The 24,055-nt window shown below is 41.9% G+C and carries 16 protein-coding genes and 1 pseudogene; 8 read left to right on the forward strand and 9 right to left on the reverse strand.

What is annotated here, in order from left to right:
• Positions 1–660: 660 nt before the first annotated feature.
• The 4 genes from ACM0OX_RS10480 to ACM0OX_RS10495 form a co-directional block, all read right to left on the reverse strand.
• Positions 661–1,026: a hypothetical protein gene (locus ACM0OX_RS10480; protein ID WP_414514816.1), complete on the reverse strand. Its 366-nt coding sequence runs from the start codon at positions 1,024–1,026 to the stop codon at positions 661–663.
• 487 nt (positions 1,027–1,513) lie between these two features.
• The gene (locus tag ACM0OX_RS10485; RefSeq protein WP_414514817.1) at positions 1,514–1,969 is read right to left on the reverse strand and encodes a GNAT family N-acetyltransferase; all 456 of its coding nucleotides are present in this window, start codon (positions 1,967–1,969) and stop codon (positions 1,514–1,516) included.
• Positions 1,970–2,181: 212 nt separating this feature from the next.
• Positions 2,182–2,679, reverse strand: coding sequence for a DUF6174 domain-containing protein (locus ACM0OX_RS10490; RefSeq protein ID WP_414514818.1), 498 nt, complete (start codon positions 2,677–2,679; stop codon positions 2,182–2,184).
• A 31-nt stretch (positions 2,680–2,710) separates the two neighbouring features.
• Entirely contained in the window at positions 2,711–2,878 is a 168-nt protein-coding gene (locus ACM0OX_RS10495) for a hypothetical protein (protein ID WP_414514819.1), read from the reverse strand.
• Between the two features lie 225 nt (positions 2,879–3,103).
• Here ACM0OX_RS10495 and ACM0OX_RS10500 point away from each other — a divergent pair, with 225 nt between their 5' ends.
• Positions 3,104–4,429, forward strand: a complete 1,326-nt coding sequence (locus ACM0OX_RS10500) for an MATE family efflux transporter (protein WP_414514820.1) — start codon at positions 3,104–3,106, stop codon at positions 4,427–4,429.
• Between the two features lie 254 nt (positions 4,430–4,683).
• Positions 4,684–5,877 carry an MFS transporter gene (locus ACM0OX_RS10505; protein ID WP_414514821.1) on the forward strand — a complete coding sequence of 398 codons (1,194 nt, stop codon included), beginning with the start codon at positions 4,684–4,686 and terminating at the stop codon, positions 5,875–5,877.
• 388 nt (positions 5,878–6,265) lie between these two features.
• On the opposite strand, the gene ACM0OX_RS10510 is transcribed toward ACM0OX_RS10505, so the two are convergent.
• The gene (locus tag ACM0OX_RS10510; protein ID WP_414514822.1) at positions 6,266–6,748 is read right to left on the reverse strand and encodes a hypothetical protein; all 483 of its coding nucleotides are present in this window, start codon (positions 6,746–6,748) and stop codon (positions 6,266–6,268) included.
• Positions 6,749–7,760: 1,012 nt separating this feature from the next.
• Here ACM0OX_RS10510 and ACM0OX_RS10515 point away from each other — a divergent pair.
• Positions 7,761–9,836 carry a hypothetical protein gene (locus ACM0OX_RS10515; protein WP_414514823.1) on the forward strand — a complete coding sequence of 692 codons (2,076 nt, stop codon included), beginning with the start codon at positions 7,761–7,763 and terminating at the stop codon, positions 9,834–9,836.
• On the opposite strand, the pseudogene ACM0OX_RS10520 reads toward ACM0OX_RS10515, so the two are convergent.
• A pseudogene (locus tag ACM0OX_RS10520) lies at positions 9,833–10,002 on the reverse strand (glutaredoxin family protein). The gene ACM0OX_RS10515 and the pseudogene ACM0OX_RS10520 sit on opposite strands and share 4 nt — an antisense overlap.
• Positions 10,003–10,172: 170 nt before the next feature.
• Here ACM0OX_RS10520 and ACM0OX_RS10525 point away from each other — a divergent pair.
• Positions 10,173–10,361 carry a DUF4089 domain-containing protein gene (locus ACM0OX_RS10525; protein ID WP_414514824.1) on the forward strand — a complete coding sequence of 63 codons (189 nt, stop codon included), beginning with the start codon at positions 10,173–10,175 and terminating at the stop codon, positions 10,359–10,361.
• Positions 10,362–10,461: 100 nt separating this feature from the next.
• Positions 10,462–11,874 (forward strand): AtzE family amidohydrolase, encoded by a 1,413-nt coding sequence (locus ACM0OX_RS10530; protein WP_414514825.1) that lies wholly within the window; start codon positions 10,462–10,464, stop codon positions 11,872–11,874.
• A gap of 135 nt (positions 11,875–12,009) precedes the next feature.
• On the opposite strand, the gene ACM0OX_RS10535 is transcribed toward ACM0OX_RS10530, so the two are convergent.
• The 3 genes from ACM0OX_RS10535 to ACM0OX_RS10545 all read right to left on the reverse strand — a co-directional run bounded on the left by ACM0OX_RS10535 (position 12,010) and on the right by ACM0OX_RS10545 (position 14,609).
• Positions 12,010–12,519: a GNAT family N-acetyltransferase gene (locus tag ACM0OX_RS10535; protein ID WP_414514826.1), complete on the reverse strand. Its 510-nt coding sequence runs from the start codon at positions 12,517–12,519 to the stop codon at positions 12,010–12,012.
• Positions 12,516–13,025, reverse strand: coding sequence for a GNAT family N-acetyltransferase (locus tag ACM0OX_RS10540; RefSeq protein WP_414514827.1), 510 nt, complete (start codon positions 13,023–13,025; stop codon positions 12,516–12,518). The genes ACM0OX_RS10535 and ACM0OX_RS10540 overlap by 4 nt, the downstream gene beginning before the upstream one ends.
• A 258-nt stretch (positions 13,026–13,283) precedes the next feature.
• Entirely contained in the window at positions 13,284–14,609 is a 1,326-nt protein-coding gene (locus ACM0OX_RS10545) for a DUF58 domain-containing protein (protein WP_414514828.1), read from the reverse strand.
• 158 nt (positions 14,610–14,767) lie between these two features.
• Between ACM0OX_RS10545 and ACM0OX_RS10550 the strand changes: the two genes are divergently transcribed.
• The 3 genes from ACM0OX_RS10550 to ACM0OX_RS10560 all read left to right on the forward strand — a co-directional run bounded on the left by ACM0OX_RS10550 (position 14,768) and on the right by ACM0OX_RS10560 (position 23,957).
• Positions 14,768–17,113, forward strand: a complete 2,346-nt coding sequence (locus ACM0OX_RS10550) for a response regulator (protein WP_414514829.1) — start codon at positions 14,768–14,770, stop codon at positions 17,111–17,113.
• Positions 17,114–17,784: 671 nt separating this feature from the next.
• Positions 17,785–23,415, forward strand: coding sequence for a PAS domain S-box protein (locus tag ACM0OX_RS10555; RefSeq protein WP_414514830.1), 5,631 nt, complete (start codon positions 17,785–17,787; stop codon positions 23,413–23,415).
• Entirely contained in the window at positions 23,412–23,957 is a 546-nt protein-coding gene (locus tag ACM0OX_RS10560; RefSeq protein WP_414514831.1) for a hypothetical protein, read from the forward strand. The genes ACM0OX_RS10555 and ACM0OX_RS10560 overlap by 4 nt, the downstream gene beginning before the upstream one ends.
• Positions 23,958–24,055 lie beyond the last annotated feature (98 nt).

Genomic DNA, 24,055 nt, shown 5'->3' on the forward strand with positions numbered 1-24,055 from the left:
GTCCAATGGTCGACTGAGAAAACTTTTTCTCTCCCGACAATTAATCCACCCTGCCATGAGCGACTGGCGTGTGGGGTGCAATGACTGTGGTTAGCATAACTAACCCTGTTTTGTTACTCTCGGAAAACAATAATCGAAGCAAGATTCCGAAACTTTGATTGAGTCAAGCTTTGAGTGTTTATTTTCTAACAGGAACTAAAATTTGTAACCAAAACCTGGAGATTAAAGCTCTGAAAGGCTTTCAGTGATTGGTTTCTCCCAAAGTGATAAAAAGAGGCTAATTATGCGGACATGATAGCATTTGTTATTTCGGCGTGGAACCCACCCTACTGGCGTTTCTCACAAGCTTGAGGGGTAAAACTTACTGCAACTTATCCTCGGTCACTGAGCGTTGGTCATTGAGCGTAGCCGAAATGAGCCGAAGTGCTGCTCCCCTGATCCCCTGCACCCCAATAATTAGTCTTTTGTAGAGACGGCGATTTATTGCGTCTTTATGATGATTTATCGCATCTGAATAGAACAACATTGACCATGAGTTTATTAACACCATAGATATTCCGCCAACCCGTGAGATAATTAAAAACCGGGTAAAGTATTTGGGTTTTGCATTAGGATTTACGCATAAAGATTCTCTAGAAAAATTGAGTGTAAAGTTTACTATTAACGCTGCCAATCATACATTAATCGTCCATGACGATCGCGCACAAGTTCCCATTCTCCACGACGATATTGTTGTCCATGATAACGTATGGAGCGATAGCGCCGTCTATAATAATGTCGTCGATTCCTCTGGCGTTGATAATAATATCTTCCAGTTCGTTGCCGTCTATGATAACGTCGTCGATTCCGTCTGTGAGCTAACAAAAACTCTTCACTTTGCTCTCCAACTAATTTTGTCTGTGCGTCAATACTCTGTTCATTGAGAACATTGTTGAGAGTGTTCTCTTTGGCTTCAACCAAAGTAGGTGGATAAATGAAGGCTAATAACAGGAACGCAATTGAGGATAGCTTTTTGAAACGGTTCACGTCTTTGCTTTTCCTAAACTATTGGTAATCATTTTATTTAATACTTAAGTTTAGTAATTATATAGTTCAAAATTCACAAATTTGAGGAACGCAAATGTAATTGCAAGTACATATAGCATTTTTGAATTGTTTAGTGTATGTTGGTTTTCAGCCAGCATAAACTGTGAGATGAGTTTCAAAAATCCTTTCAAACAAAACCACTGAATATTCAGTGATCGTTAAAACCAATAAATCCATTTAAGCCAGACTATAGCAGTAAAGAAATTATGGATGAAGTCGCAAAAATGATGAGTGGTGATGGTATTATTGAAAGACTTTAAATGCTTCAGCCCAATAATGTAAGTATCTAGGCATAAATAAATTTATTGTTTGTAGTAAGGACTTTAGTCCCGATCATCCTTGCTCTGAGCGATAAATCGCTCACTACAAACTAGGAGTTCATTTTATATTTAATTATGTCTACCTACTTATTCGCCATCCTAAACCTTTATAGAGCTAACGTCATAAATACGCTGTTTGGATCATCAATGTAGTCAGCAAAAGGGCCTCGGTACTCGAACCCATACCCTGTATACAAGGCTCGTGCTGGGGCGAACTCTGGCATTGCCCCTGTTTCCAAATACAGGCGATCGTAAGCACGCCGTTCGGCTTCTTTTATGATGTGTTCAAGAATCTTTGAGGCGACACCTCTACGTCGATGAGCCTTGGCGGTACGCATTGATTTGATTTCACCACTTCTTGAATCTAGTTCTTTTAGTGCGCCACATCCGAGTAATTCCGATCGCTCCCAAGCCGTCCAGAAAGTAATATCAGGCGAACGCAATGCTTCCAAATCAAGAGCATGAACGCTTTCAGGCGGTGTCATCTCATGCATATTTTCGATATGCTCCCGCAGAAGATCGGCAATCTTTTTACCTGTCAAGTCATCTGAGCGGATTTGCAATCAACTCATCTCCTTAATTTGCTAAGAAATTCTACTCTCTAGAGCAAGCAAGATAAGATATGCTGAATCAATTAAGCACTGCTTTGACAAAGAATGCTCTCCCTCGTACAACACGGCGTAAATAAACCACCTATTCAAAATTAATGGAACGCTTATGCTGTATTCATTTTTAATTTTTAATTTTTAATTCCGACTTGCGGTACTAGCCATAGTTAATTAGTTTTTTGCAAATTGCTAATTGTAAGAAATATTTCATCATCAGCGATTTGGCTATTATAATCAATGTTAATTTGAGTTGGATAACCAAGTATTGGATCGTATTGTACAGTCAACTTTGCTGCTTTCCGAATCAGCGCATCCCTGATGATATCAAAGAGTTTAGGAATTGTATTATATTGTTTAAACAATTCTGCATCAGCTGGCTTTTGAGTTGCTTTATAAGTAATAGAACTTGTGACTCTATTACGTACTTTAATAATCACTGGTTCTGTGGCTTTAGGTAAACAATAGCAACTTCTAGTGAATTCATAGCGATAGTTAGAGATTTTTTGCCGTCTCCATAATCGGTAATTAATCTTAAATTGTTCCAAGGCTAAACTACTAGGCGCGGGCGTTTTGGCTACCTGTATAGGAGGAGGTTGAGATATTACAGGTGCACTAAAACTTAAAGATGCCACTAAAACAGCACTAATTGCAATTGGTAAGCGCATATAAATCCATTCTTAACTCCAACTGTTTACTTTAACGTAGCTTCAAGATGATTGCCAAAACATTGAAATTATTTGTGACACTCAAAGCTGGTATGGGGATTTTCAGCTTCATTGGCGATCGCAATGTTGGATAATCTGCTTGAAGGCTGCTTCGGGAATAAACCATCGTCCACACCAAACATTCTAAAACTTTATCCAACAAAAAATAGGTGTCGTGTTAGTTTTACCTGGTTGCAATTCATCTCCTGTTAAGTCTTCCGCACTAACGACTGTGACGAGAGTCCTCTGACTCCATTAAGATAGATTCAAGTTCCCAGGAGCAATATCTCCTGAACATGGGTTTAGATTTTGGAAAAACCCTTTGTTCTTCACATCGGGTTATCAGTTGTAGTTGTATATGTTTTCTGAAGTTAAAAAATGTCTTATGTTAGCCGTACCTTTGGCAGCGGCACAACTGGCTCAATCTGCAACTGGTTTTGTCGATACGGTAATGATGGGCTGGTTGGGAAGTCAAACCATTGCATCTGGAGGTTTGGGAACTGTTATCTTTACTTTTTCTCTGTTGATTTTTACTGGTATCGTTTCTGCTGTCAGCCCCTTAGCTGCCCAAGCATACGGAGCCGGAAATAAAGAAAAAGTTGGCACAATTGTCAGGCTTGGACTAGGGATATCTCTGCTGCTAGGAATACCAATTACATTGCTGCTTTACAATGGAGGTGCTTTACTACTTTTACTAGGACAGGATGCTAACACGGTAGCACTAGCAGAGATTTATTTAAGAGCGATCGCACTGGGTTTTATTCCTGGTTTGGGCTTTGCAGTACTTAAAAGTTTTCTTTCTGCTCTGTTGCAACCGCAATTAGTGATAGTGACAGTGGTTTTCGGTACTCTGCTCAACATCACGGCTAACTATGTGCTGATGTTTGGCAAACTGGGATTCCCGGCGCTGGGTTTAGCTGGTATCGGTTGGGCAAGCACGCTTTCACTTTGGAGTATGTTTGTGGCTTTGGCAGTTTATATATACAATCAGCCTCGCTTTGCAGTTTACGGTATTTTTCGACCTTCGTCTCACGAAGCCTTTCCTCTAGAGCATCGCCGGATCGTTGGCGAGATTTTGCAGGTTGGATTGCCCATCGGGGGTCTGATTATGGTCGAAGCCGGACTGTTCACTGTTGTGACTTTATTGATCGGACAATTGGGAACAAATGCCCTGGCTGCCCATCAAATTGCTTTACAAACAATTTCGATGTCATTCCAGATGGCAGTAGGCATTTCTCTAGCGACAACAGTTCGTGTTGGACAGTTAGCCGGACAGAATGACCTAGTTGGCAGTCGTCTAGCTGGATATATAGGCATTGCCATTGCAGCTTTATCTATGAGTGTAGTAGGCATTGCATTTTGGCTAGTACCAAAGTCGATTATTTCTCTTTATATTGACATCAACAATCAGAACAATGCCGATGTGGTTGCCCTCGCGGTGAAATTGCTAGCAGTCGCGGCAATTTTTCAAATAGTTGACGGCGTGCAAGTTACTGCCGCAGGAGCATTACGCGGACTAAAAGACACTCGAATCCCGATGTTGATTGGAATTTTTGCTTATTGGTGTGTTGGTTTATTCACTGGTTATACTTTTGGGATCTCGTTGGGGTCTGGAGCTATTGGTCTTTGGTGGGGATTGGCTATTGGTTTAGCCAGCGCTGCAATCATCCTAACTTGGCGGTTTGGTACCAGGAAAACTAATAACTATTGAAGAAGAAGTCAGAAGTCAGGAGTCAGAAGTCAGGAGTCAGAAGTCAGAAGTCAGGAGTCAGAAGTCAGAATCAAGACGCAACGCTTGTTTCTCTCTATGAGACGCTGCGCGAACGCTAACGCTATGCTATCCGCTCTTTCGTTCAAAATTAATTCTGAATTCTGGCTCCTGACTCCTGAATTCTGTTTTGATAAACACAGATGAAGCTAAAGAAAAAAGTCCTCAAGCAACTAAATTATAGTAACTTAGGTTGAATGGAAAAACAAATCTCAGGTAACGGATTAACTAAATTTCAGGTACTGATTATGGCGATCGCATCTGGTGTGTGTGTTGCTAACGTTTATTATAATCAGCCAATTCTCAAAGATATTGCATCTTCTTTTCAAGTTAGTGAAGGTGAAGCGGGTAGTATATCTGTGCTTTCGCAAGTTGGTTACGGTTTTGGGCTTTTCTTTTTAATTCCCTTGGGCGATAAAATCAACAAAAAGACATTAATTCTTTCCTTACTTATATGTTTGTTTTGTTTGTTGATAGTCATGACGTTTTCACAAAATATCCTCCAGGTTTGGATCTTGAGCGTAGCTATTGGAATTACAACAGTCTCCGCTCAGGTTATTCTGCCTTTAGCAGCAAGTATAGATAGAGTAACTACAGGTCAAACTGTAGGCAGTATTTTTACTGGTATATTGATTGGAGTTTTAGGAGCAAGGGTTTTTAGTGGATATATTGCTGAATGTTTGAGTTGGCGTTATGTATATGGATTTTCAGGAGGAATGATTTTAATTGTTACTGTCTTACTAAAGATTTACTTGCCTAATGTAAATAATGAATACAGTGGTGATTATTTTGATTTACTAAAATCAACGCTTCAACAATTAAAACGTTTTTCTTTATTGAGAGAAACATCTTTAATTGGGGGATTAATGTTTGGTGTCTTTTGCTCTTTTTGGACAACGTTGACTTTCCATTTAAGCGGAGCGCCTTTTAATTTTCAATCTGACACAATTGGGATGTATGGCTTTGTGGCGATCGCAGGTGCATTAATGGCACCAATTTTTGGTAAATTAGCCGATCGAGGTAATTCCCAACGTTCCTTAACTATTTCTGTATCTCTGGTGATTGTAAGTTTAGTAATTGCTAAAATTGCTTCTAATTCAGCGCTGGCGATCGCTGTTGCTGTATTGTTACTAGATGTAGGTGTACAGGCAATTCAAGTTACCAATGTCGCCAGGATATACACTCTTGATGCTCAATCAAACAGTCGCATCAACACAGTTTACATGACTACCTATTTTATTGGTGGTGCTGTTGGTACTAGCATTGGTCTATTATGCTGGAATCTTGGTGGCTGGAATTTGGTGACTTGGCAGATGTTAGTTTTTACTTTGCTTGCATTTATTGTTATAGTCAGACCTAAAATCACTACAGCAAGCATAAATAATAAATAATCATGGCGATGCTATAACATCTGCGATTCAACACTAACATATCATCTATACCAATTCTTTATGAAGACGCATAGAAACAACCCCATCGCCTTGCAACCTCCCCAAAGCATCGGGGAGGTTGCGAGGGGTTAAAATAATGTGCAACTTCACAGATAATTGGTATAGCGTTAGTCTATGCTAACAACGTAGATTACTGAGTACCCTTGTTTTATCTTCACTACTTTACAGTGTCAAGAAAGGTTGTGATTTTAGTCGAGGTTGCGAGGGGTTAAAATAATGTGCAACTTCACAGATAATTGGTATAGCGTTAGTCTATGCTAACAACGTAGATTACTGAGTACCCTTGTTTTATCTTCACTACTTTACAGTGTCAAGAAAGGTTGTGATTTTAGTCTACGTAATCTGTTGGTATTTGCGAATCAGGAGTGTTATTTGAAACTATTGGGCGGCTACCATCTATCTCTAGGGTATCCTGAACTTGAAAATTACTCTTGGCGATCGGACGTTGACCATCTATGTCAATAATTTTCTCAATCTCTAAATCACTAGGGTCAATTGGACGCTTACCGTCTAGAGGTAGCATATCATGTTCTTCAAAATTACTCTCAGCGATCGGGCGTTGACCGTCTATATCAATTGTGCGATCGCTATGATTTTTATCTTTTGCAATTGGGCGATGACCATCTATATCAATTGTTTCCTTAATCCGAATGTTACTTGGATCAACTGGACGCTGACCATCTATACTAATTGTTTTAGTTAACTGTTTGGGTTCGTTAGATAATGAATTTATATTAGTTTCATCCTCTTTTTTGTCACGATTTAAATTAAGATTATTTTTGTTACTCTCAAGTTTATTTTTGTTATCCATGTTTTTTATTGTTATTCTAGACCATTTATCTGCTATCATTTTAAAATTGTTTATATCTCTAGCTAAAGAGACTAATTTGAGTTCAATAGCAGGAAAATTTGTTTATTTACTAAAATACTGAAGTAGAATCAAAAAATCCTCTACCACAGCACAGAATATATCTCTGACTTTAGAGGGATTTTTAATATTTCAAAAAATACTTAATTAAATTGTTGGAGGAATGTGAGATTTTCTAAGGCACCTAAATCCTGTGATAGCGGTAGGGGCGCAAGGCCTCGTGCCCCTACGACAGGTGTAGTTCAAATACATGAAAACTGCTATAAAACACTAATGGGGGTGGTTGATTTTGCCTGGTGAGTAAAATAATTTTTGTTCTCACGCAGAGATGCAGTTTGCTGTTAGGCGTTTCTGTAGGATAACGCGCAGAATCTGAGATCGAGAGATTGAATTTTCTTTCTCATATTCGGCAACTTACGGCTATTCAATACACCTCTTGCACGAATGTTGAATATTCTGAATAGATAACTGGCAGGAGGCATATTTTAGGGTATTTTTTGTGCCTTTACGGGAACTTCTAGATATTTTTATGCAAGTCGTCTAGCTTCATTTTCATCCCAAATCAATGTCGGTGCTGCAACAAACAAGGAAACTTATTCTTGTGGTGTAAATATAAAATAAGTTTTAGTATTTTTTTATACTATTCAGCAGCAGTAAAAACCTATGTATTCAATCATATATAAATCTAAGTAGTTATAACAAAGTATACATAAACTTCATAAAAACATTGACAAAGTATTTTTATTTTGCCAAAACATTTATATCAACAATCAGCTATTAGCAGTCATTACGTCATCTTCCAACTCAGGGGAAAATGCATACCGCATTTTCACTTAATTTTATACTGCTTAGTCTTATTTGCTAAGTATTATCTCTGACTCCAGTCCTTTACAAATGAGACTATATGAGCATTCGCTTGTTCCATATTCCTTTAAGGAAAATAATCCGCTTTTCTATGCTCGTTCTAGCTACAACCGTAGCACTTACAACCGTTGAACCTAGTCGCAGCATTACATCTGGGTATCAATGGAATCAAGTCTCTATAGGGGGAGGAAGCTATGTTACCAATATTTATCTGCATCCTTTAGAGAAGAATTTAGCCTACATTAGAACCGATATCGGTGGCTTCTATCGTTGGAATTCGCTAGAGAAGAGATGGACGCCATTAACAGATCACTTCACTTACGATAAAAGTAACTACTATGGCGGAGAAGGATTAGCGCTTGACCCTAGCAATCCAAATGTTGTCTATATCGCAGCAGGCAAATATACTAAGGCTGGCTTAGGAACAATCTTCAAATCGACCAATAAAGGTCAAACCTGGAACAAACTAAACATAGATTTGCCAATGGGTGGCAACGAAACTAAGCGATGGACGGGGGAAAGGCTGGGAGTTAATCCATTTAATTCTAATATCATCTTCTTTGGTTCGCGTTTGGATGGGCTATGGAAGTCGATGAATGCTGGTCAAACATGGAAGAAAGTAAGTTCTTTCTCTGGAAAACCCAATGCATCCATTGGTATTACAGGAATTTTGTTTAGTAAAAAGAATTCTGGCTTGGTTTATGCAAATGCCTATGGGGACGGGATATATAAGTCTACCGATACAGGTGTTACCTGGAGCAGAATAGCCGGAAGCCCATCAAAAGCAAATCGAATGGCGCTGAATAGCAATGGAGTACTGTATGTAACGCACACTTCAGGAGTTAGCAAATATGTAAATGGGGCTTGGAGCAATATTACGCCAACTAACATCAAAACTATTTCATTTAATGGGCTTTCTGTAGATCCCAATCACTCTAATCACGTTTTAGTTACTTATGACCAATACCATGAAAGTACTAATTACTCTAGAGTCTTTCAATCTACCGATGGTGGAGTTACATGGCAACAGAAAAGCCATTCATTGAATCCTCAAGTACCTTGGTGGCCAAACTGGTATTTTGCTTCTGCGGCCTCAGCGATTGAATTTGACCCAAATATTGCTGGCAAAGTTTGGTTAACAGACTGGTACGGAACCTGGCAGGCAGACAATATCAATGCTAGCAAGCCTATGTGGTCTAACTATGAAAAAGGACATGAGGGAACAGTTGCTTTTGAACTCGTCTCACCTCCAAAAGGCTCGCTATTGTTAAGCGGTATGGCTGATGTAGAAGGCTTTAACCATGGCCAGAAATTAGATACTTACCCATCTACTCAATTGGGTGGTAGTAACGGCCCTTGGTATCAAGAAACATACAGCATTGCCTACAGTGAAAAAGATCCCTTACGTATGGTACGCGTTGGCGGACATCGAGGGTTCAATACCTTTACAGGAGGAACTTCCACAGATGGCGGACATACCTGGAAGAACTTTTTCTCATTTCCGCAGAATACTATGCCACTACGGGTAGCTATGTCTGCAACTAATCCAAGTTTGTTTGTAGCGATCGCCAGCGAGAAACAACCTATACGTACAACTAACGGTGGAGCTACTTGGAGTGGAGTATCAGGTTTACCCAATGGGCCCAAAGGGCCGTGGTACTGGGGTCAACCATTGGCATCAGACAAAGTAAATGGCAATATTTTTTACTACTACAACGGTGGCAAAGTCTACCGCAGTAAGGATGGAGCCGCATACTTCAGTCTTGTCAACTCAACACTTCCTAGCGAAGATTGGTCTATGCTCAAAACAGTTCCGGGAGTGAGTAGCGAAGTTTGGATCAGTCTTGATTCTAATGGGCTTTATCGTTCAACAAACGGTGGTGCGAAGTTTGCCAAAATAGCTAGTGTGGAGAAAGCTAATTTATTTGCTTTTGGCAAGCCACAAACCGGAAGTAAAATTCCAGCACTATATTTATATGGCAAAGTTATTGGTATGGGAAAAGGAATTTTCCGTTCTTTGGATCGAGGGCAAACATGGACAAACATCTCTAATCCTCTAAATCCCATTGGCGATGTCCCGAACGTGATGGAAGCTAGCAGACAGCAATTTGGGCTAGTCTTCATTGGCACCGACGGTAAAGGAGTCTACTATGGAAAACCAAATTAATCTAATTTCTCACTCCCCTCTGTGTCCTCCGCGCCTCTGTGGTTCGCTAAATAAATTACTGGCACCTCATACTCATACGCACTCAACCAATCTTCACGAGTCGTAAATATCCCTCACTTCCAACTCGAAACTGAGATTTTGGATTTGTTCTTAGCTTTCTTTGCAAGCCTTCACATAAATAACAGCCGGGTTTACTGTATCAAATTAATCGCATTTCAGTTCTCACAAGAAATTATAAGTTTAAGATAACGTAGACGCTTCTCTACGAGACGCTACGCGTAGCCTTGCTTCCACGAAGTGGTACGGCTTGCCGCAGGATACCGCAAAGGAAGAGAAATGAAAAGAGAAGAGTTTGATGTGAGTGAGTATGTCGATCTGATGGGGTTGTTGTTGGATTTAGAGATTGGAGATGAGTATCGTGATGATGTGGTGGCAAATTTTGAGAGAATTATGGCGATCGCTAATCTGGTAAATTCTTTCCCTTTACCAGAGGAAATTGAAGTTGCACCAGTTTTTGAACCATAATTGCTTCAAGAATAGCTATCTTGATGTTTTACTGAAGCAAAAACTATTGCTGACTGCTATTACTCAAAAAGCTAAACGTGCTATCTCTTAATATTTCAGCATGAACTTTGATTCAGCCGATGCCATAACCATATCAACTGCTGTACGCGAAGGTAAAGTTAGCGCAGTGGAAGTTACGAAAGCTGCGCTAGCACGAATAGCAACGCGAAATCATCTATTCAACTGTTTTACGACTATAACTGCTGAGACAGCTTTAACAGATGCAGCACTGATTGATAGGGAAATTGCCCAAGGTAATCATCCTGGAGTGCTTGCTGGTGTGCCTTTTGCGGTGAAAAATCTCTTTGATATCGCTGGTTTTACAACTCTAGCGGGATCGAAAATCAATGCAGAAAACCCAGAAGCTAGTCAAGATGCAACCGCAGTAGTGAAGTTGAAGCAAGCGGGTGCTGTTTTGCTTGGTGCTTTGAATATGGATGAGTACGCTTATGGGTTTGTAACAGAAAACTCCCATTACGGTGCTACTCACAACCCCCATGATTTACAGCGAGTTGCTGGTGGTTCATCGGGTGGTTCGGCGGCGGCGGTTGCGGCTGGGTTAGTACCGCTGACATTGGGTTCTGATACTAATGGTTCCATTCGCGTTCCGGCGGCGTTGTGTGGCGTTTTTGGTTTCAAACCAACTTATGGAAGATTATCTCGTGCTGGGGTAGCTTTATTTTCTAGTAGTTTTGACCACATTGGTTCTTTTGCGCGTTCGGTGCAGGATATCGCTACGGTGTTTGATGTGCTTCAGGGAGAAGACGATCGCGATCCCATTTGTACAAAGCGTCCACCTGAATTATGTTTACCACAACTCAAACAAGATATTTCTGATATTAGAATTGCGATTGCAGCTGATTATTTTACCAAAGGTGCAGAACCGGCAGCTTTAGCAGCAGTGCAAAAAGTAGCTGATGCAATAGATGTTACTGAATACGTAATCATACCAGAAGCACACCGCGCCCGTGCAGCAGCCTTTGTGATTACAGCTAGCGAGGGTGCAAATCTGCATTTGGATAAGTTGCGATTGCGTCCTGAAGATTTTGATCCAGCAACACGCGATCGCTTTTTGGCTGGAGCGTTAATTCCTAGTAGCTGGTATATCCAAGCACAACGATTTAGAAGATGGTATCGCGATCGCGTTCGGGAAGTTTTTCAAAATGTCGATGTCATTCTTGCCCCAACTACACCAATTTCTGCACCATTAATTGGTCAACAAACCATGATTTTGGATGGCGAAGAAATTCTTGTCCGTCCTCATTTAGGACTATTTACTCAACCATTATCTTTCATTGGTTTACCAGTTTTATCAGTACCCATTCAGCGCCCAAATGCCTTACCTTTGGGTGTGCAATTGATTGCAGCACCATATAATGAAGCCTTAATTTTAAGGGTTGCAGCTGCGTTAGAGGCAAAGGGTGTAGTTTCATCACCAGTAATTTTAAACGCTCTTAACTCAGACGCTGTTTGAAAAATCTAATTTATTACATAAAGACGTGATAAATCCATCACAAAGACGCGATAAATCGGCGTCTCTACAATAGTCTTTCGTCTTAACGACGATTCATGCGTCTCTTGCTTTAACTGATTTAACGTGGGGATAATATTATACTTCATCAAAAGTAGCTGGATAAACAACCTTGCCTTTATACTGCTTTTGATAACTTTGTAGTGCTTTCACCATGAAAAATTCTTCTGGTACTGGAAAAGGAGACTCGATTTCATAAACAACAGAAGGCTGAAAACCAAAGCGAGTATAGAAGTGGGGATGACCAAGTACAATTACTATGGCTTCTTTCTTTGCTTCTGCTATTTCTAACCCTGCTTTTATTAGTGCGCTGCCAATTCCTTGTTTTTGAAATTGTGGATGAACTGCCAAAGGTGCTAAACCTAGAACCTGGAGTGTTTCTTCACCTACTAGGTCAATGTAGCTGAATAAAATATGACCGACTACAATATTTTCAACCTCTGCAACTAGAGAAAGTTCTGAAATATAACGATCGGAATTGCGAATTTTTTCTACAAGTTTAGCTTCGTTTTCCTGCCCAAAAGCTAATGTATTCACCTCAGCTATTGCTGTGTAGTCTGACAGAGTTTCACAACGAATATCGATCATTTTAAAACTAATTCCATAAAAATCCAGTTTGCTCGATTTTCGAGAGGAATCTCGGTTTTTTCCAAATACGGCTCAATATTCTGAAAGCCAAATACATGATAAAGTGCGTGTGCTTCTTTTGCAAAAGGGGCGCTGTCTAAACGTATCCTTGAGTAACCAATGTAGGCAGCTTCATTGATGATAGCTTTTAATAAAGACCGACCGATTCCTTTTCTGCGAAATTCTGGTTTTACATACATTCTTTTAATTTCGCCAATATCTTCACCAATCTTTCGCAAGCAAGCGCAGCCAGCTATTGTTTCCTCATATTGCCCCAAAAGCAAGCGCCCTGAAGGGGGTAGAAATTCGTGGAGTTGAGTCATATATTGCTCAAAGAATGTATTAGCATTTAAATTGATGCCGAATTGATGGCTGAATATCAACTTAGTCTCATTAAAATATTCCCAAAATACCTCTTGTATCTGAAGTTTATGTTCATCAGTCTCTACCTGGATAATTTTAAGCAAAGTTTATGCCTCCGCTAAATAATTGAACAGAATAAAGGCGTCAGTCGTCAGAATTCAGTTAGGTATTCTGTATGACACAACGCTCGGCGGTAGTTAAGCGCAGTCGAAACTCAGTGCATCGCTGACGGATAGCGTCGGCGGCAAGCGAGTCTTGTCTGCGACACGCTACGCGAACGAGCGTCTTGATTCTGACTCCTGAATTCTGACTTCTGAATTCTTCTTCAATGAATAAAAATACACAAGTTAGAGTGACAATTACTAAAGTTGATTTCGCGCTTTGAGTTGCAGATATCGCTCAACCAACTGATCGGCAATTTGATTTGCTGGGGCATCTAGCACCAATACACCTTTTTGTTTCAGTTGGGCAAAAGCTACTTGTCGTTGCATCAATAAATCTAGTGCTACTGCACGGGTGTAAGCACCTGCAACATCATCTGTAAAAGTGTGTGCTAGACGATCGACTTGTGGATCTCTCAAAGTTACGCAAAATGGAAGGTAGCGGGGTGCTAACTTGGAGAGTGCGGCTAGGAGTTCTGTAGAGGCAGTGACATCAACTAAATCAGTAATCACTACTACCAGCGCCCTCCGAGTTTGTCGCTGCAAAACATTTGTCACTGCTCCCAAATAATCAGATTCAAATAATACTGGTTGAATTGGAGTTAAGCGATCGATTAATTGATTCAAATGATGTTGGTCGCGTTCTGGGGGAATCCACGTATGCATTTGGCGGTCAAATACACCAACACCCACGCGATCGCCTCGATGTAAACCTGCCAAGGCTAAGGATAAAGTTGCATTCAATCCCCAGTCAAATCGCTGCAAATTCTGCACTTTTGCCGTCATCAGCCGTCCGCGATCGAGTAATATCAGTAATGTTTGTTCCTGTTCTGGTTCTAGAACCCTCACCAGTGGCATGGCATTACCATAAGCCCCAACCCGACGGGCAGTAGCTTTCCAATCAATAAACCGCAAATCATCACCAGTGCGATAGTTTCGCAGTTCGGCAAACTCCGTGCCAATACCAGTTTTGCGAGATTGGCGCATCGATCCTGATGATTGCAGTGTCAGACGAATTGTGAGCGATCGCAATCCCACTAAATCAGGATAAACTTTCACTGGCAGACTTTGAGAAATTTGCCAATCATCCCAAGCTAACCCCCAAAGCCCCAACTGTCGGACTTGGATATTCCCCCAAGGAAACTCTCCCCGCTGTGTCGGGTGGACACTATACGTTAATTCCTCAGTGCTGTTACTGGGAATAATGGCGCTGAGTCCAGGTGCAGACACGCCAAATCCTGTTGGATAATAGTCGCGGATTTCAATTTGGGCATCGGTATTTGGCGATGTCACCTTTAGCACTACTGGATTATCTCGCCCAATGGATAATCGTGACGGTAATTCGCGGGTAATTTGCACGCGAGAACGCCGCACCCGCAAACCATCTGCAACCATCAGTCCGAGAATAATTGCATCAAATAGCACAGCGAGCGCGATGATTGCTCTAATGCTGATAAATAAGGATAGGATCGGGGCGATCGCAATACCCAAAACCAATAATAAATAAACTCGTTTGGAAGGAACCATTTTTTAGAGCGAGGAGTTAATAGTTAGGTATAAGGTGAATTCAATGTAACCGAAATAAGAAGACTTGCTAAATTCTTATATTTTTTTCTTGTAGAAAAATAGCCACCTACTGTACTATTTTTTTGGGTGAAGTAGCAAATTATATTTTGGACGGGTGTATGAGAATCTTGCTAATCGAAGATGAAGAAATTTTAGCAAGTGTCTTGTTGAAGTCTCTGACTAAGCAACACTATGTTGTTGATGTCGTACAAGACGGACAAATGGGTTGGGAATACACGCAAAGTACGAACTATGACCTGTTACTAATAGATGTAGGATTACCAAAACTAGACGGAATTACATTGTGTCAGCGATTGCGTTCTGGTGGTTGCTTCACTCCGATTCTCTTGATGACGGCGAAAGATGGTAGTAGAGAGCGGATTCAGGGACTTGATGCAGGTGCAGACGATTATCTGATCAAACCTTTAGACTTGGAAGAACTGCAAGCACGGATACGAGCGTTGATCCGTCGAGGCGATCGCCCCTGTACTCCTATAGTGGAAGTAGGCGCGCTACGGCTAGATCCCAGTAGTTGCGAAGTCACATATAATAACAAACTGCTGGAATTAACAGCTAAAGAATATAGTTTGCTGGAGCTATTTTTACGGAATCCATCGCGTGTTTTTAGTCGGGGGGATATCATTGAACATTTGTGGACTTTTGACGATCCACCCCAAGAGGAGACTGTAAAATCGCACATCAAATACTTACGACAAAAGTTGAAAGCAGCCGGAGCAGTAGACTGGATTGAAAATGTTTATGGTTTGGGATATCGGCTGAATCCTGTTGCGGGAAGAGGGGAGCAGGGGAGCAGAGGGGCAGGGGAGCAGAGGGGCAGGGGAGCAGGGGAGCAGGGGGAGGAAGAAAAATCTCGAATTCTTAATCGTGATGTTGAACAGCAGTTTCAGCAAGCGATGGGTGGCTTGTGGAAGCAATATCAGGGGTTGATGGTGCAGCGGTTGACGGTACTGCAAGAATTGGCGGCAGCACTATCTGGTAAAACGCTGACTGGGGAGTTACGTAAATCGGGAGAACGAGAGGCGCACAAACTAGCTGGTGTGTTGGGAATGTTTGAGCAAGACAATGGCACTCTGCTAGCGCGGGAAATTGAACAGATTTTAGGGAAAGATGGCGATTTGTCAGTAAGTGAAAAGCGGCAATTGCTGGGGCTGATTGAAGATTTGGGTAACATCATCAACCTGATGGGGCAAAATGTAGATTACCAAACTTCTACTGCGATCGCACCCGAAATTAGTAGCCGATTGATATTAATTGACCCGAATCTGCAACTAGGTTCTCAGTTGCAACAACTGGTTGAGTGCATGGGAATATGCTGGCAGCAAATCAGCAACTTAGAGGATGCAAAAAACTTTCTCCAAACCACATCTCCAGATTTAGTAGTGCTAAATATAGATGATATCGGCTGGCGTAAAGAAAGTTTGGCACTACTTTCGGACTTAGCAACGCGTACTCCACCCGTACCCGTTCTGGTGCTGGCTGCAACTGATGAGTTAGTAGAACGCGTAACTTTGGCTCAGTATGGGGCACGGGGTTTTTTGGTCAAGCCTGTAACAGCTGCTCAAGTTTGGGATGTTTCATCCCAAATATTACAACGTACTCGCTCTTTGCGGGTAAATATACTGGCAGTAGATGACGACCCACTAATTTTAGCAGCACTGCGCCCAATGTTAGAGCCGTGGGGTATGCGGATGACAGGATTAGAAAATCCGTTACGTTTCTGGGAAGTATTGCAATCTACTAAACCGGATTTGTTGATTTTGGATGTGGAAATGCCTCATATAAATGGTATCGAACTTTGCCGAGCAGTTCGTACCGATCCCCAATGGCAGGAATTACCGATTGTGTTTCTGACTGCTCACCGAGAGATGGAAACTGTGCAACAAGTGTTTGCTGTTGGGGCAGATGATTATGTGATTAAACCTGTTGTGGGTGCAGAACTGTTGGCACGCATTACCCATCGCTTAGAACGTAGCCGTTTACTACAATCGCTTTCTACTAAAGATCCTTTAACCGGACTAGCAAATCAGTTTCAGTCTAACCGCGACTTGCAACACCTAATTGCTCAAGCTGAGAAAAATCAGCAATCTGTTTGCTTGATAATTTTAAGTGTGACTGATTTTCATCAAATTAATATTAAGTATGGTCATCAAGTTGGAAACCAGGTATTGCAAAGATGGAGTCGTTTATTCCAATCGGTATTTTGCAGTGGTGAAGTGCTAGGTTATTGGGGTAATGGTGAATTTGTCGTGGGAGTTTCTGGGTTAACAAAAACAGAAGTAAACCATCGCCTCAGTGAGATTTTAACTACTCTCCGCCAGCAAATATTCCCAGCCTTCAATGGCGATCGCTTTCAGGTAATATGTAATTTCACCGTAGCTGAATACCCCAATGATGGGCTAACGATACAATCTTTATACCAAGTAGCCGCTGGGCGTTATTCGTAATTACCATACTGCAAGGGTTTTATTTATTTCGGCGATCGCATTTGTTGATTTGGCGTTGGGCGTTGCTAGGGCTTATATCATGTCTGCCAAATTACCCATAATAAAAGAACCCCACCCCGCCAAAGCTGTGCTTTGTCTCCCCTCCCCGCCTGCGGCTACGGTGTACACACATCTTTGTAGGACTTACGCACAGGTAACGGAAAATCGAACCACAGAGGCACAGAGAACACGGAGGAATAAGAGTTTGAGAGGTATTTTGCGTAAGTCCTGCTTTGTATAAAACCAAAATCGTTGAAGATCCCCCTAAATCCCCCTTGAAAAGGGGGACTTTGACTCTGGTTCCCCCTTTTTTAAGGGGGGTTAGGGGGGATCTAAACGCTGTGAGGCAACTCTCAAAGACTTGTGTATACACCGTAGCCGCCTGCGGGGAGGGGTTGGGGGTGCGGTGATTCGGGTTTAATAAGTAATCAAGCGGACATAATATTATCCCTACTTAGGTAAAATTTTGAAGATAATATGTAGTTTTGCTGTAGTCGAATATTTCAGTCAGGGACTAACGATACAATCACTATACAGATTTATTAGTGCGATATATACCACATTATCATTAATTTGTATAGTACCTAATTCATGATAATTACGAATTACGAGTTATTTAAGAGGAATTGTTGATGAGTACACAACAGCTAGAGCAGGTAAAGCAATTGCAAGCCACTGTGAACAAAATGGAAGTAACACTGGGTGCGATCGCTGATGCTGTAGTCTGGGTAGGAGAAGATCGACTCATTCAATGGTGCAATTCTCGCTTTGAGTCTCTGGTAAACCAATCTCACGCTACTGTCTGCGGTGCGAAGTTAACTGACTTGCTACCACTCACACAATTAGGACAACCAGTTGCTTTGCCTTGCTATCCTGATGTGCAGATACTCAATGGAGATTATGAAACAAAAAATTATCAGTTGCAGCAAGATGAGCAAATAACACTACAAATTTCTGGTAGCTGTACCGGAATGACTGGCGATCGCTGTGCAATACTGGTGATTCGGGATATCACATTGACTCAACGAACTCAAGAATCCTTGCAAGAGATTGAGGAGCGATTGCAGACATTAATTAACGCTACACCCGATATTATCTGTTTAAAAGACAGCGAGGGAAAATGGCTGCTGTCAAACCAGGCTAACCTAGAATTTTTAGAGCTACAAGGCGTTGATTATCAAGGCAAAACAGATTCAGAACTGGCGGAATTTAGCAATTTTTATCGCGATGCTTTGCTCAACTGCGATAAAACAGATGAACAAGCTTGGCAATTGGGATATGTGCATCGGGTAGAAGAAGCTGTTCCTCGCCCTGATGGGACAGTGAGCAGTTTAGATATGATTAAAGCTCCCCTATTTCACCAGGATGGTAGACGCAAAGCTCTGGTGGTTTTAGGGCGGGATCTTAGCGAACGCAAACAAACCCAAGTAGCTTTAGAAAATTCTCTATCTTTGTTAAGCGCTATCTTTGAATCGATTCAAGACGGTATATTAGTAGTCGATAGCTCAAGTAATATTACTAGTTATAACCAAAAGTTCTTAGAAATGTGGTCAATTCCACCAGAACTTTTCACGGAACCAGATTGTACTCAGCGACTAGCGTATCTGGCAAATCAACTAAAAGACCCCGATGAGTTTTTGCAACGAGTCCGAGAATTATATTCACAGCCGGAATTAGTTAGTTACGACTGGTTAGAACTAGAAGATGGCAGAGTGTTTGAGCGCTACTCTTGCCCTCAGCGCATCGGCGAACAAATTATTGGTAGAGTGTGGAGCTTCCGCGACATCACCCAACGCCAAAGAGCAGAAGCAGCACTGCGACAAAGTGAATTACAATATCGCAGTATTTTTGAAGCAATCAATGATGGACTATTTATTACTGACATAGAGACTGAAAAAGTCGCCGAAGTTAATCCAGCGGCTTGTCAGATGCACGGTTACTCTTATGAAGAATTTCTCACTTTACATCCATCTCGTTATATTCACCCAGACTCACATTCTGTTTTTCTAGAGTTTGTCGATAAAACACGATGTGGCGAGCAATTTTATGGACAAGCAGTTGATATCTGCAAAGATGGCAGTTTAATAAATGTGGAAGTCAAAGGAACGACTTGCATTTACAATGGCAAGCGACACATCTTAGCAATAGTCCGGGATATTACTGCTCGCAAACGCACCGAAGAAGCGTTACGTCAAAGCGAAGCTCAGTACCGCGATTTGGTGCAAACAGCCAACTGTATCATTCTGCGTTGGGATGGCAATGGTGACATTATATTTTTAAATGACTACGGTCAAAGGCTTTTTGGTTTCGATGTAGATGAGATTATCGGAAGCAATGTTATTGGTACAATTGTTCCAGAAACGGAAACTTCTGGGCGCGATTTGCAGACATTAATGGTTGATATTTGTCAGCAGCCAGAAAATTATCTATTTAACGAAAACGAGAACTTATGTAAAAATGGCGATCGCGTCTGGATTGTCTGGGCGAATAAACCCATTTTAGATGCCCAAGGAAATTTAATCGAAATTCTTTCAGTTGGTACTGATGCCACAGAACGCAAACGCGCCGAAGCAGCCCTCCAGGAAAGTGAGTTAAAATTCCGTAGCATTGTTGAAAATGCCAACGATCTGATATTTGTCCTCTCACCAGAGGGAATTTTTACTTATCACTCGCCGAATGTGACTGCACTTATGGGCTACAGCCTAGAGGAAATCGAAGGTCATTCTGTGGTGGAGTTTACCAAACCTGAAGACTTAGCAATTAGCGCCACTGCCTTACAAAGGGCGATAACTGGCGAAAAGCTGACTAATATTGAAGTGCGATTGCGACACCAAGATGGTAGCTGGCGATGGTTCAACTTTAATACTTCCACAATTAACACTCCCAATGGTGAAATTGCGATCGCCGGCGTGGGACGTGACATCACAGAACGCAAGCAAGTAGAAGAAGCTTTGCGTCGTAGTGAAATGAAATACCGCAACATCTTTGAAAATTCCCAGGTGGGGATTTTTCGCACCTGCCAAAAAGATGGATTGATTATCGATGCTAATCAACGTGGTGCTGAGATATTAGGTTTTACCTCTGCTGCTGGCTTAATTGGCAAGTATTTCACAACTGATTTATATGTCAATCCAGAAGATCGGGTGCAGATGTTAGCAGAGTTAGAAGAGTCCGGCGAAGTTCGCAATTTTGAAGTAGCACTGCGACGCTTGGATGGATCTGTTGTTTGGGTACTGTTATCACTTCGTCTCAACGCCGAAGAATCCTGTTTGGATTCTGTTTTTACAGATATTAGCGATCGCAAACAGCAAGAACAAGCTTTACGCTTAATTGTTGAGGGTACAGCAGCGAAAACAGGCAATGAATTTTTCAATTCTTGCGTTCGTTACCTTGCCGAAGTCTTGCAGGTTCAATATGCCTTAGTGACTGAGTTTGATGACGATCCAAAAACGAGAGTCCGCACTTTGGCATTTTGGTGTAATGGGGCTATTAAGGAGAACTTGGAATATGATTTGCACGGTACTCCTTGCGAACACACCTTGCGAGGGAACATGTGTCACTACCCGCAAGCAGTGCAAACTAGTTTCCCAGAAGATGCCGATTTAGTGAAGATGAATGCCGAGAGTTTTTTTGGCGTTCCTCTCACCAGTTCATCCGGCGAAATCATTGGACATCTCGCAGTGATAGATGTCAAACCCATGAAACCCGATCCGGGACGGGAACTGATTGTTAAAATCTTTGCTGCCCGTGCCGGTGCTGAATTGGAACGCAAACAAGCAGAAGCAGCCCTACAGCAAAGCGAGTTAAAGTTCCGCACTATCGTTGAAAAGGTTAACGATGTGCTATTTATTATTACTCCTGATGGGATATTCAACTATATTTCTCCAAATATCTTGAAGACTACCGGATTTGCCCCCAGCGAAATGGAGGGTAATTCCTTGGCATTCTTTACTCATCCCGATGATGTGCCCAAATGTCAAGAAGTCGCCCAAAGTATTCTGGCAACAGGTGAGGGAATTTCGGGGACTGAGTACCGCGCTAAACATCGCAGTGGGAGCTGGGTTTGGCTAACTTCTAATGCAGTCCGCACACAAGATGCCCAAGGTAATTTTCAGATTGTGGGTGTAGCTCGTGATATTAGCGATCGCAAACAAGCAGAAGCAGCTTTGCAACGTCGGACTCAAGCCGAAAGTTTAATCAGCAGCGTTTCTCGGCAATTTATTGACCAAGATTTAGCAACAGCAATTAATTTTACACTGCAAGCGATCGCTGAATTTATTGATGCCGAACACAGTTGCATCTTTGAATGCTCCCAGGATAAACGTGAATTCAACCTGATCCATGAATGGTGTGGCGAAGATGTTGCACCATTGATTGATATTGCCAGAGGTTCGCCTGTGGAAGTTTTCCCCTATTTCTACGAGCCAATTCTCCGTGGTAGGCATCGACAAATCTCTTGTGTAGAAGATTTACCGCCGCATTTACCTGAGCGAAAACTTTTTGAAAGTATGTCGTTTCAATCTATACTAGCTGTACCAATGGTTCATGCTGGGAGAGTGGTTGGGTTTGTTGGTGCAGCGATGATTCACTACTCAAAAACCTGGAACCAAGAAGATATTAATCTATTGAAACTGGTAGGTGAAATAATTGCGATCGGTCGAGCTAGACACCAGGCAGAAGAAGCGCTGAGAATTGCCAAAGAAGCCGCCGAAACTGCCAACCGAGCCAAAAGTGCTTTTTTGGCTAATATGAGTCACGAACTCCGCACCCCTTTAAATGCGATTTTGGGTTTTTCCCAATTAATGGAGCGAGACACTAGCCTCAACTCAAACCAGCGCGAATCATTAGCTACCATTAACCGCAGTGGAGAACACTTGCTTAACCTGATTAACGATGTCTTGGAAATGTCCAAAATTGAAGCTGGACAAATCATTTTCAACCCTGAAGACTTCGACCTTTATCTGTTGTTGCAAACACTACAAGAGATGTTCAAAGTGCGGACACAGGCGAAGCAATTGTTTCTCAAATTTGAAATGGCTGCCAATCTCCCGCGTTACATCCAAACAGATGAAGGTAAACTCCGCCAAGTTCTCATAAACCTTTTGGGTAACGCCGTCAAGTTTACTCAGACTGGGGGAGTAACGTTGCGGGTAAGCTTGGGGAGTGGGGAGCAGGGGAGCAGGGGAGCAGGGGAGCAGGGGAGCAGGGGAGCAAGGGAGCAAGGGAGCAAGGGAGAAGTTGCAGTAAGTCTTTCCCCTCTGCCCCTCTGCCCCTCTGCCCCTCTGCCTCTTGTATCCAATCCCCAATCCTTACACTTTGAAGTCGAGGACACTGGACGGGGAATAGCAGCAGCAGAAATGAATAACCTGTTTCAGCCTTTTGTCCAGACAACAAGTGGTATTCAAACTAAGGAGGGAACTGGACTCGGACTGACTATCAGCCGTCAATTTGTGCGGTTGCTGGGAGGCGATATTCACTTAACTAGTAGCCTTGGACAAGGATCTACTTTTAGCTTTGACATTCAAGTGAATTTAGCCGCAGCTTTAAAAGCTGCACCAAAATTAAATAAAGGACGCGTACTGAAGCTGGCAGCAGACCAACCTGCTTACCGTATTCTCGTAGTAGATGACCGTAAAGAAAACCGCGATCTCATAGTCCAACTTCTTGGTAGCATTGGTTTTGAAATCGAAGCTGCGACTAATGGACAAGAAGCGATCGCGATTTGGCAAACCTGGCAACCTCACCTAATTTGGATGGATATGCGGATGCCTGTCATGAACGGCTACGATGCTACTAAAGAGATTAGAGACAGGGAAAAAAATACAACCACAAATCTCCGCACCGTAATTATTGCCCTAACTGCCAGTGCTTTTGAAGAACAACAGGCAAGTATCTTAGCCGCAGGTTGTGACGACTTGGTTCGTAAGCCATTCCGAGAGCAAGTGATTTTTGAAAAAATCGCTGAATATTTGCAAGTACGTTATGTCTGTGCAGAAGAAAACAGCGAAGATGCAACAGACAAAAACCTAGAGAATACTCAATCTTCCATCTTGGATCTTCGCTCTGCAATTACCATTATGCCTGCCCAATGGCTAATAGAATTGAATCAGGCAGCCGTAGAAGTCGATGCTGAAAGGATTTTGCAACTAATTGAACAAATTCCCCAAACTCATTCTGCTTTGGCAGAAAAATTGGCAAATTTAGTCCGCAACTTTTGCTTCGATGAAATTATCGACTTAACTGAGGAAAATATTCAATTATGAATAGCAAAACTAAATTCTTGACTTTTGTCACCATAATGCTGACAGTTTCTTCTTTGACTATTAGCACAGTTGTCGCAAAGGCAAAACTAACGAATCAGTCAAAACTGTTTATCAACGGTATTGGCACAGTACAAGTTGGCATGACTGTCCCTCAAGCGGCAAAGGCTGCTGGTACTAAGCTAGTGGGCGATTCACCAAATAATAATTGCTATTATGTTAAGCCAGAAAATGAACCCAAAAATCTTTCGTTCATGGTGACAAAAGGTCGGATTTCTAGAGTAGATGTGCGGGAAAATAATCAGATTACTACCTTCAAAGGTGCAAAAATTGGCGACACCGAAGCGCGAATCAAGTCTCTTTACCCAGGACAAATTCAAGTCACACCTCATAAATACGTCCAAAATGGACATTACCTAACTTTCATCCCAAAAGACCGTGGCGATCGCAACTATCGTCTAGTCTTTGAGACTGATGGTAAACTTGTCACTGAGTTCAGAGCGGGTAAATTGCCAGAAGTCGAATATGTTGAAGGCTGTTCTTAATAGGACTTACGCAAAAACCCTCTCAAACTCTCATTCCTCCGTGAACTCTGCGCCCTCTGTGGTTCGTTTTCCGTTACCCGTGCGTAAGTCCTACTTAA

The sequence above is a fragment of the Nostoc sp. PCC 9305 genome, assembly GCF_963920915.1.
In the GTDB taxonomy this organism is placed as follows: Bacteria; Cyanobacteriota; Cyanobacteriia; order Cyanobacteriales; family Nostocaceae; genus Nostoc.

Coding starts and splice junctions, on each gene's coding strand:
- ACM0OX_RS10500 (WP_414514820.1), top strand. CDS start 3,104: ATGTTAGCCGTACCTTTGGCAGCGGCACAACTGGCTCAATCTGCAACT.
- ACM0OX_RS10555 (WP_414514830.1), top strand. CDS start 17,785: ATGAGTACACAACAGCTAGAGCAGGTAAAGCAATTGCAAGCCACTGTG.
- ACM0OX_RS10535 (WP_414514826.1), bottom strand. CDS start 12,519: ATGATCGATATTCGTTGTGAAACTCTGTCAGACTACACAGCAATAGCT.
- ACM0OX_RS10525 (WP_414514824.1), top strand. CDS start 10,173: ATGAAAAGAGAAGAGTTTGATGTGAGTGAGTATGTCGATCTGATGGGG.
- ACM0OX_RS10545 (WP_414514828.1), bottom strand. CDS start 14,609: ATGGTTCCTTCCAAACGAGTTTATTTATTATTGGTTTTGGGTATTGCG.
- ACM0OX_RS10515 (WP_414514823.1), top strand. CDS start 7,761: ATGCTCGTTCTAGCTACAACCGTAGCACTTACAACCGTTGAACCTAGT.
- ACM0OX_RS10510 (WP_414514822.1), bottom strand. CDS start 6,748: ATGGATAACAAAAATAAACTTGAGAGTAACAAAAATAATCTTAATTTA.
- ACM0OX_RS10560 (WP_414514831.1), top strand. CDS start 23,412: ATGAATAGCAAAACTAAATTCTTGACTTTTGTCACCATAATGCTGACA.
- ACM0OX_RS10490 (WP_414514818.1), bottom strand. CDS start 2,679: ATGCGCTTACCAATTGCAATTAGTGCTGTTTTAGTGGCATCTTTAAGT.
- ACM0OX_RS10530 (WP_414514825.1), top strand. CDS start 10,462: ATGAACTTTGATTCAGCCGATGCCATAACCATATCAACTGCTGTACGC.
- ACM0OX_RS10550 (WP_414514829.1), top strand. CDS start 14,768: ATGAGAATCTTGCTAATCGAAGATGAAGAAATTTTAGCAAGTGTCTTG.
- ACM0OX_RS10505 (WP_414514821.1), top strand. CDS start 4,684: ATGGAAAAACAAATCTCAGGTAACGGATTAACTAAATTTCAGGTACTG.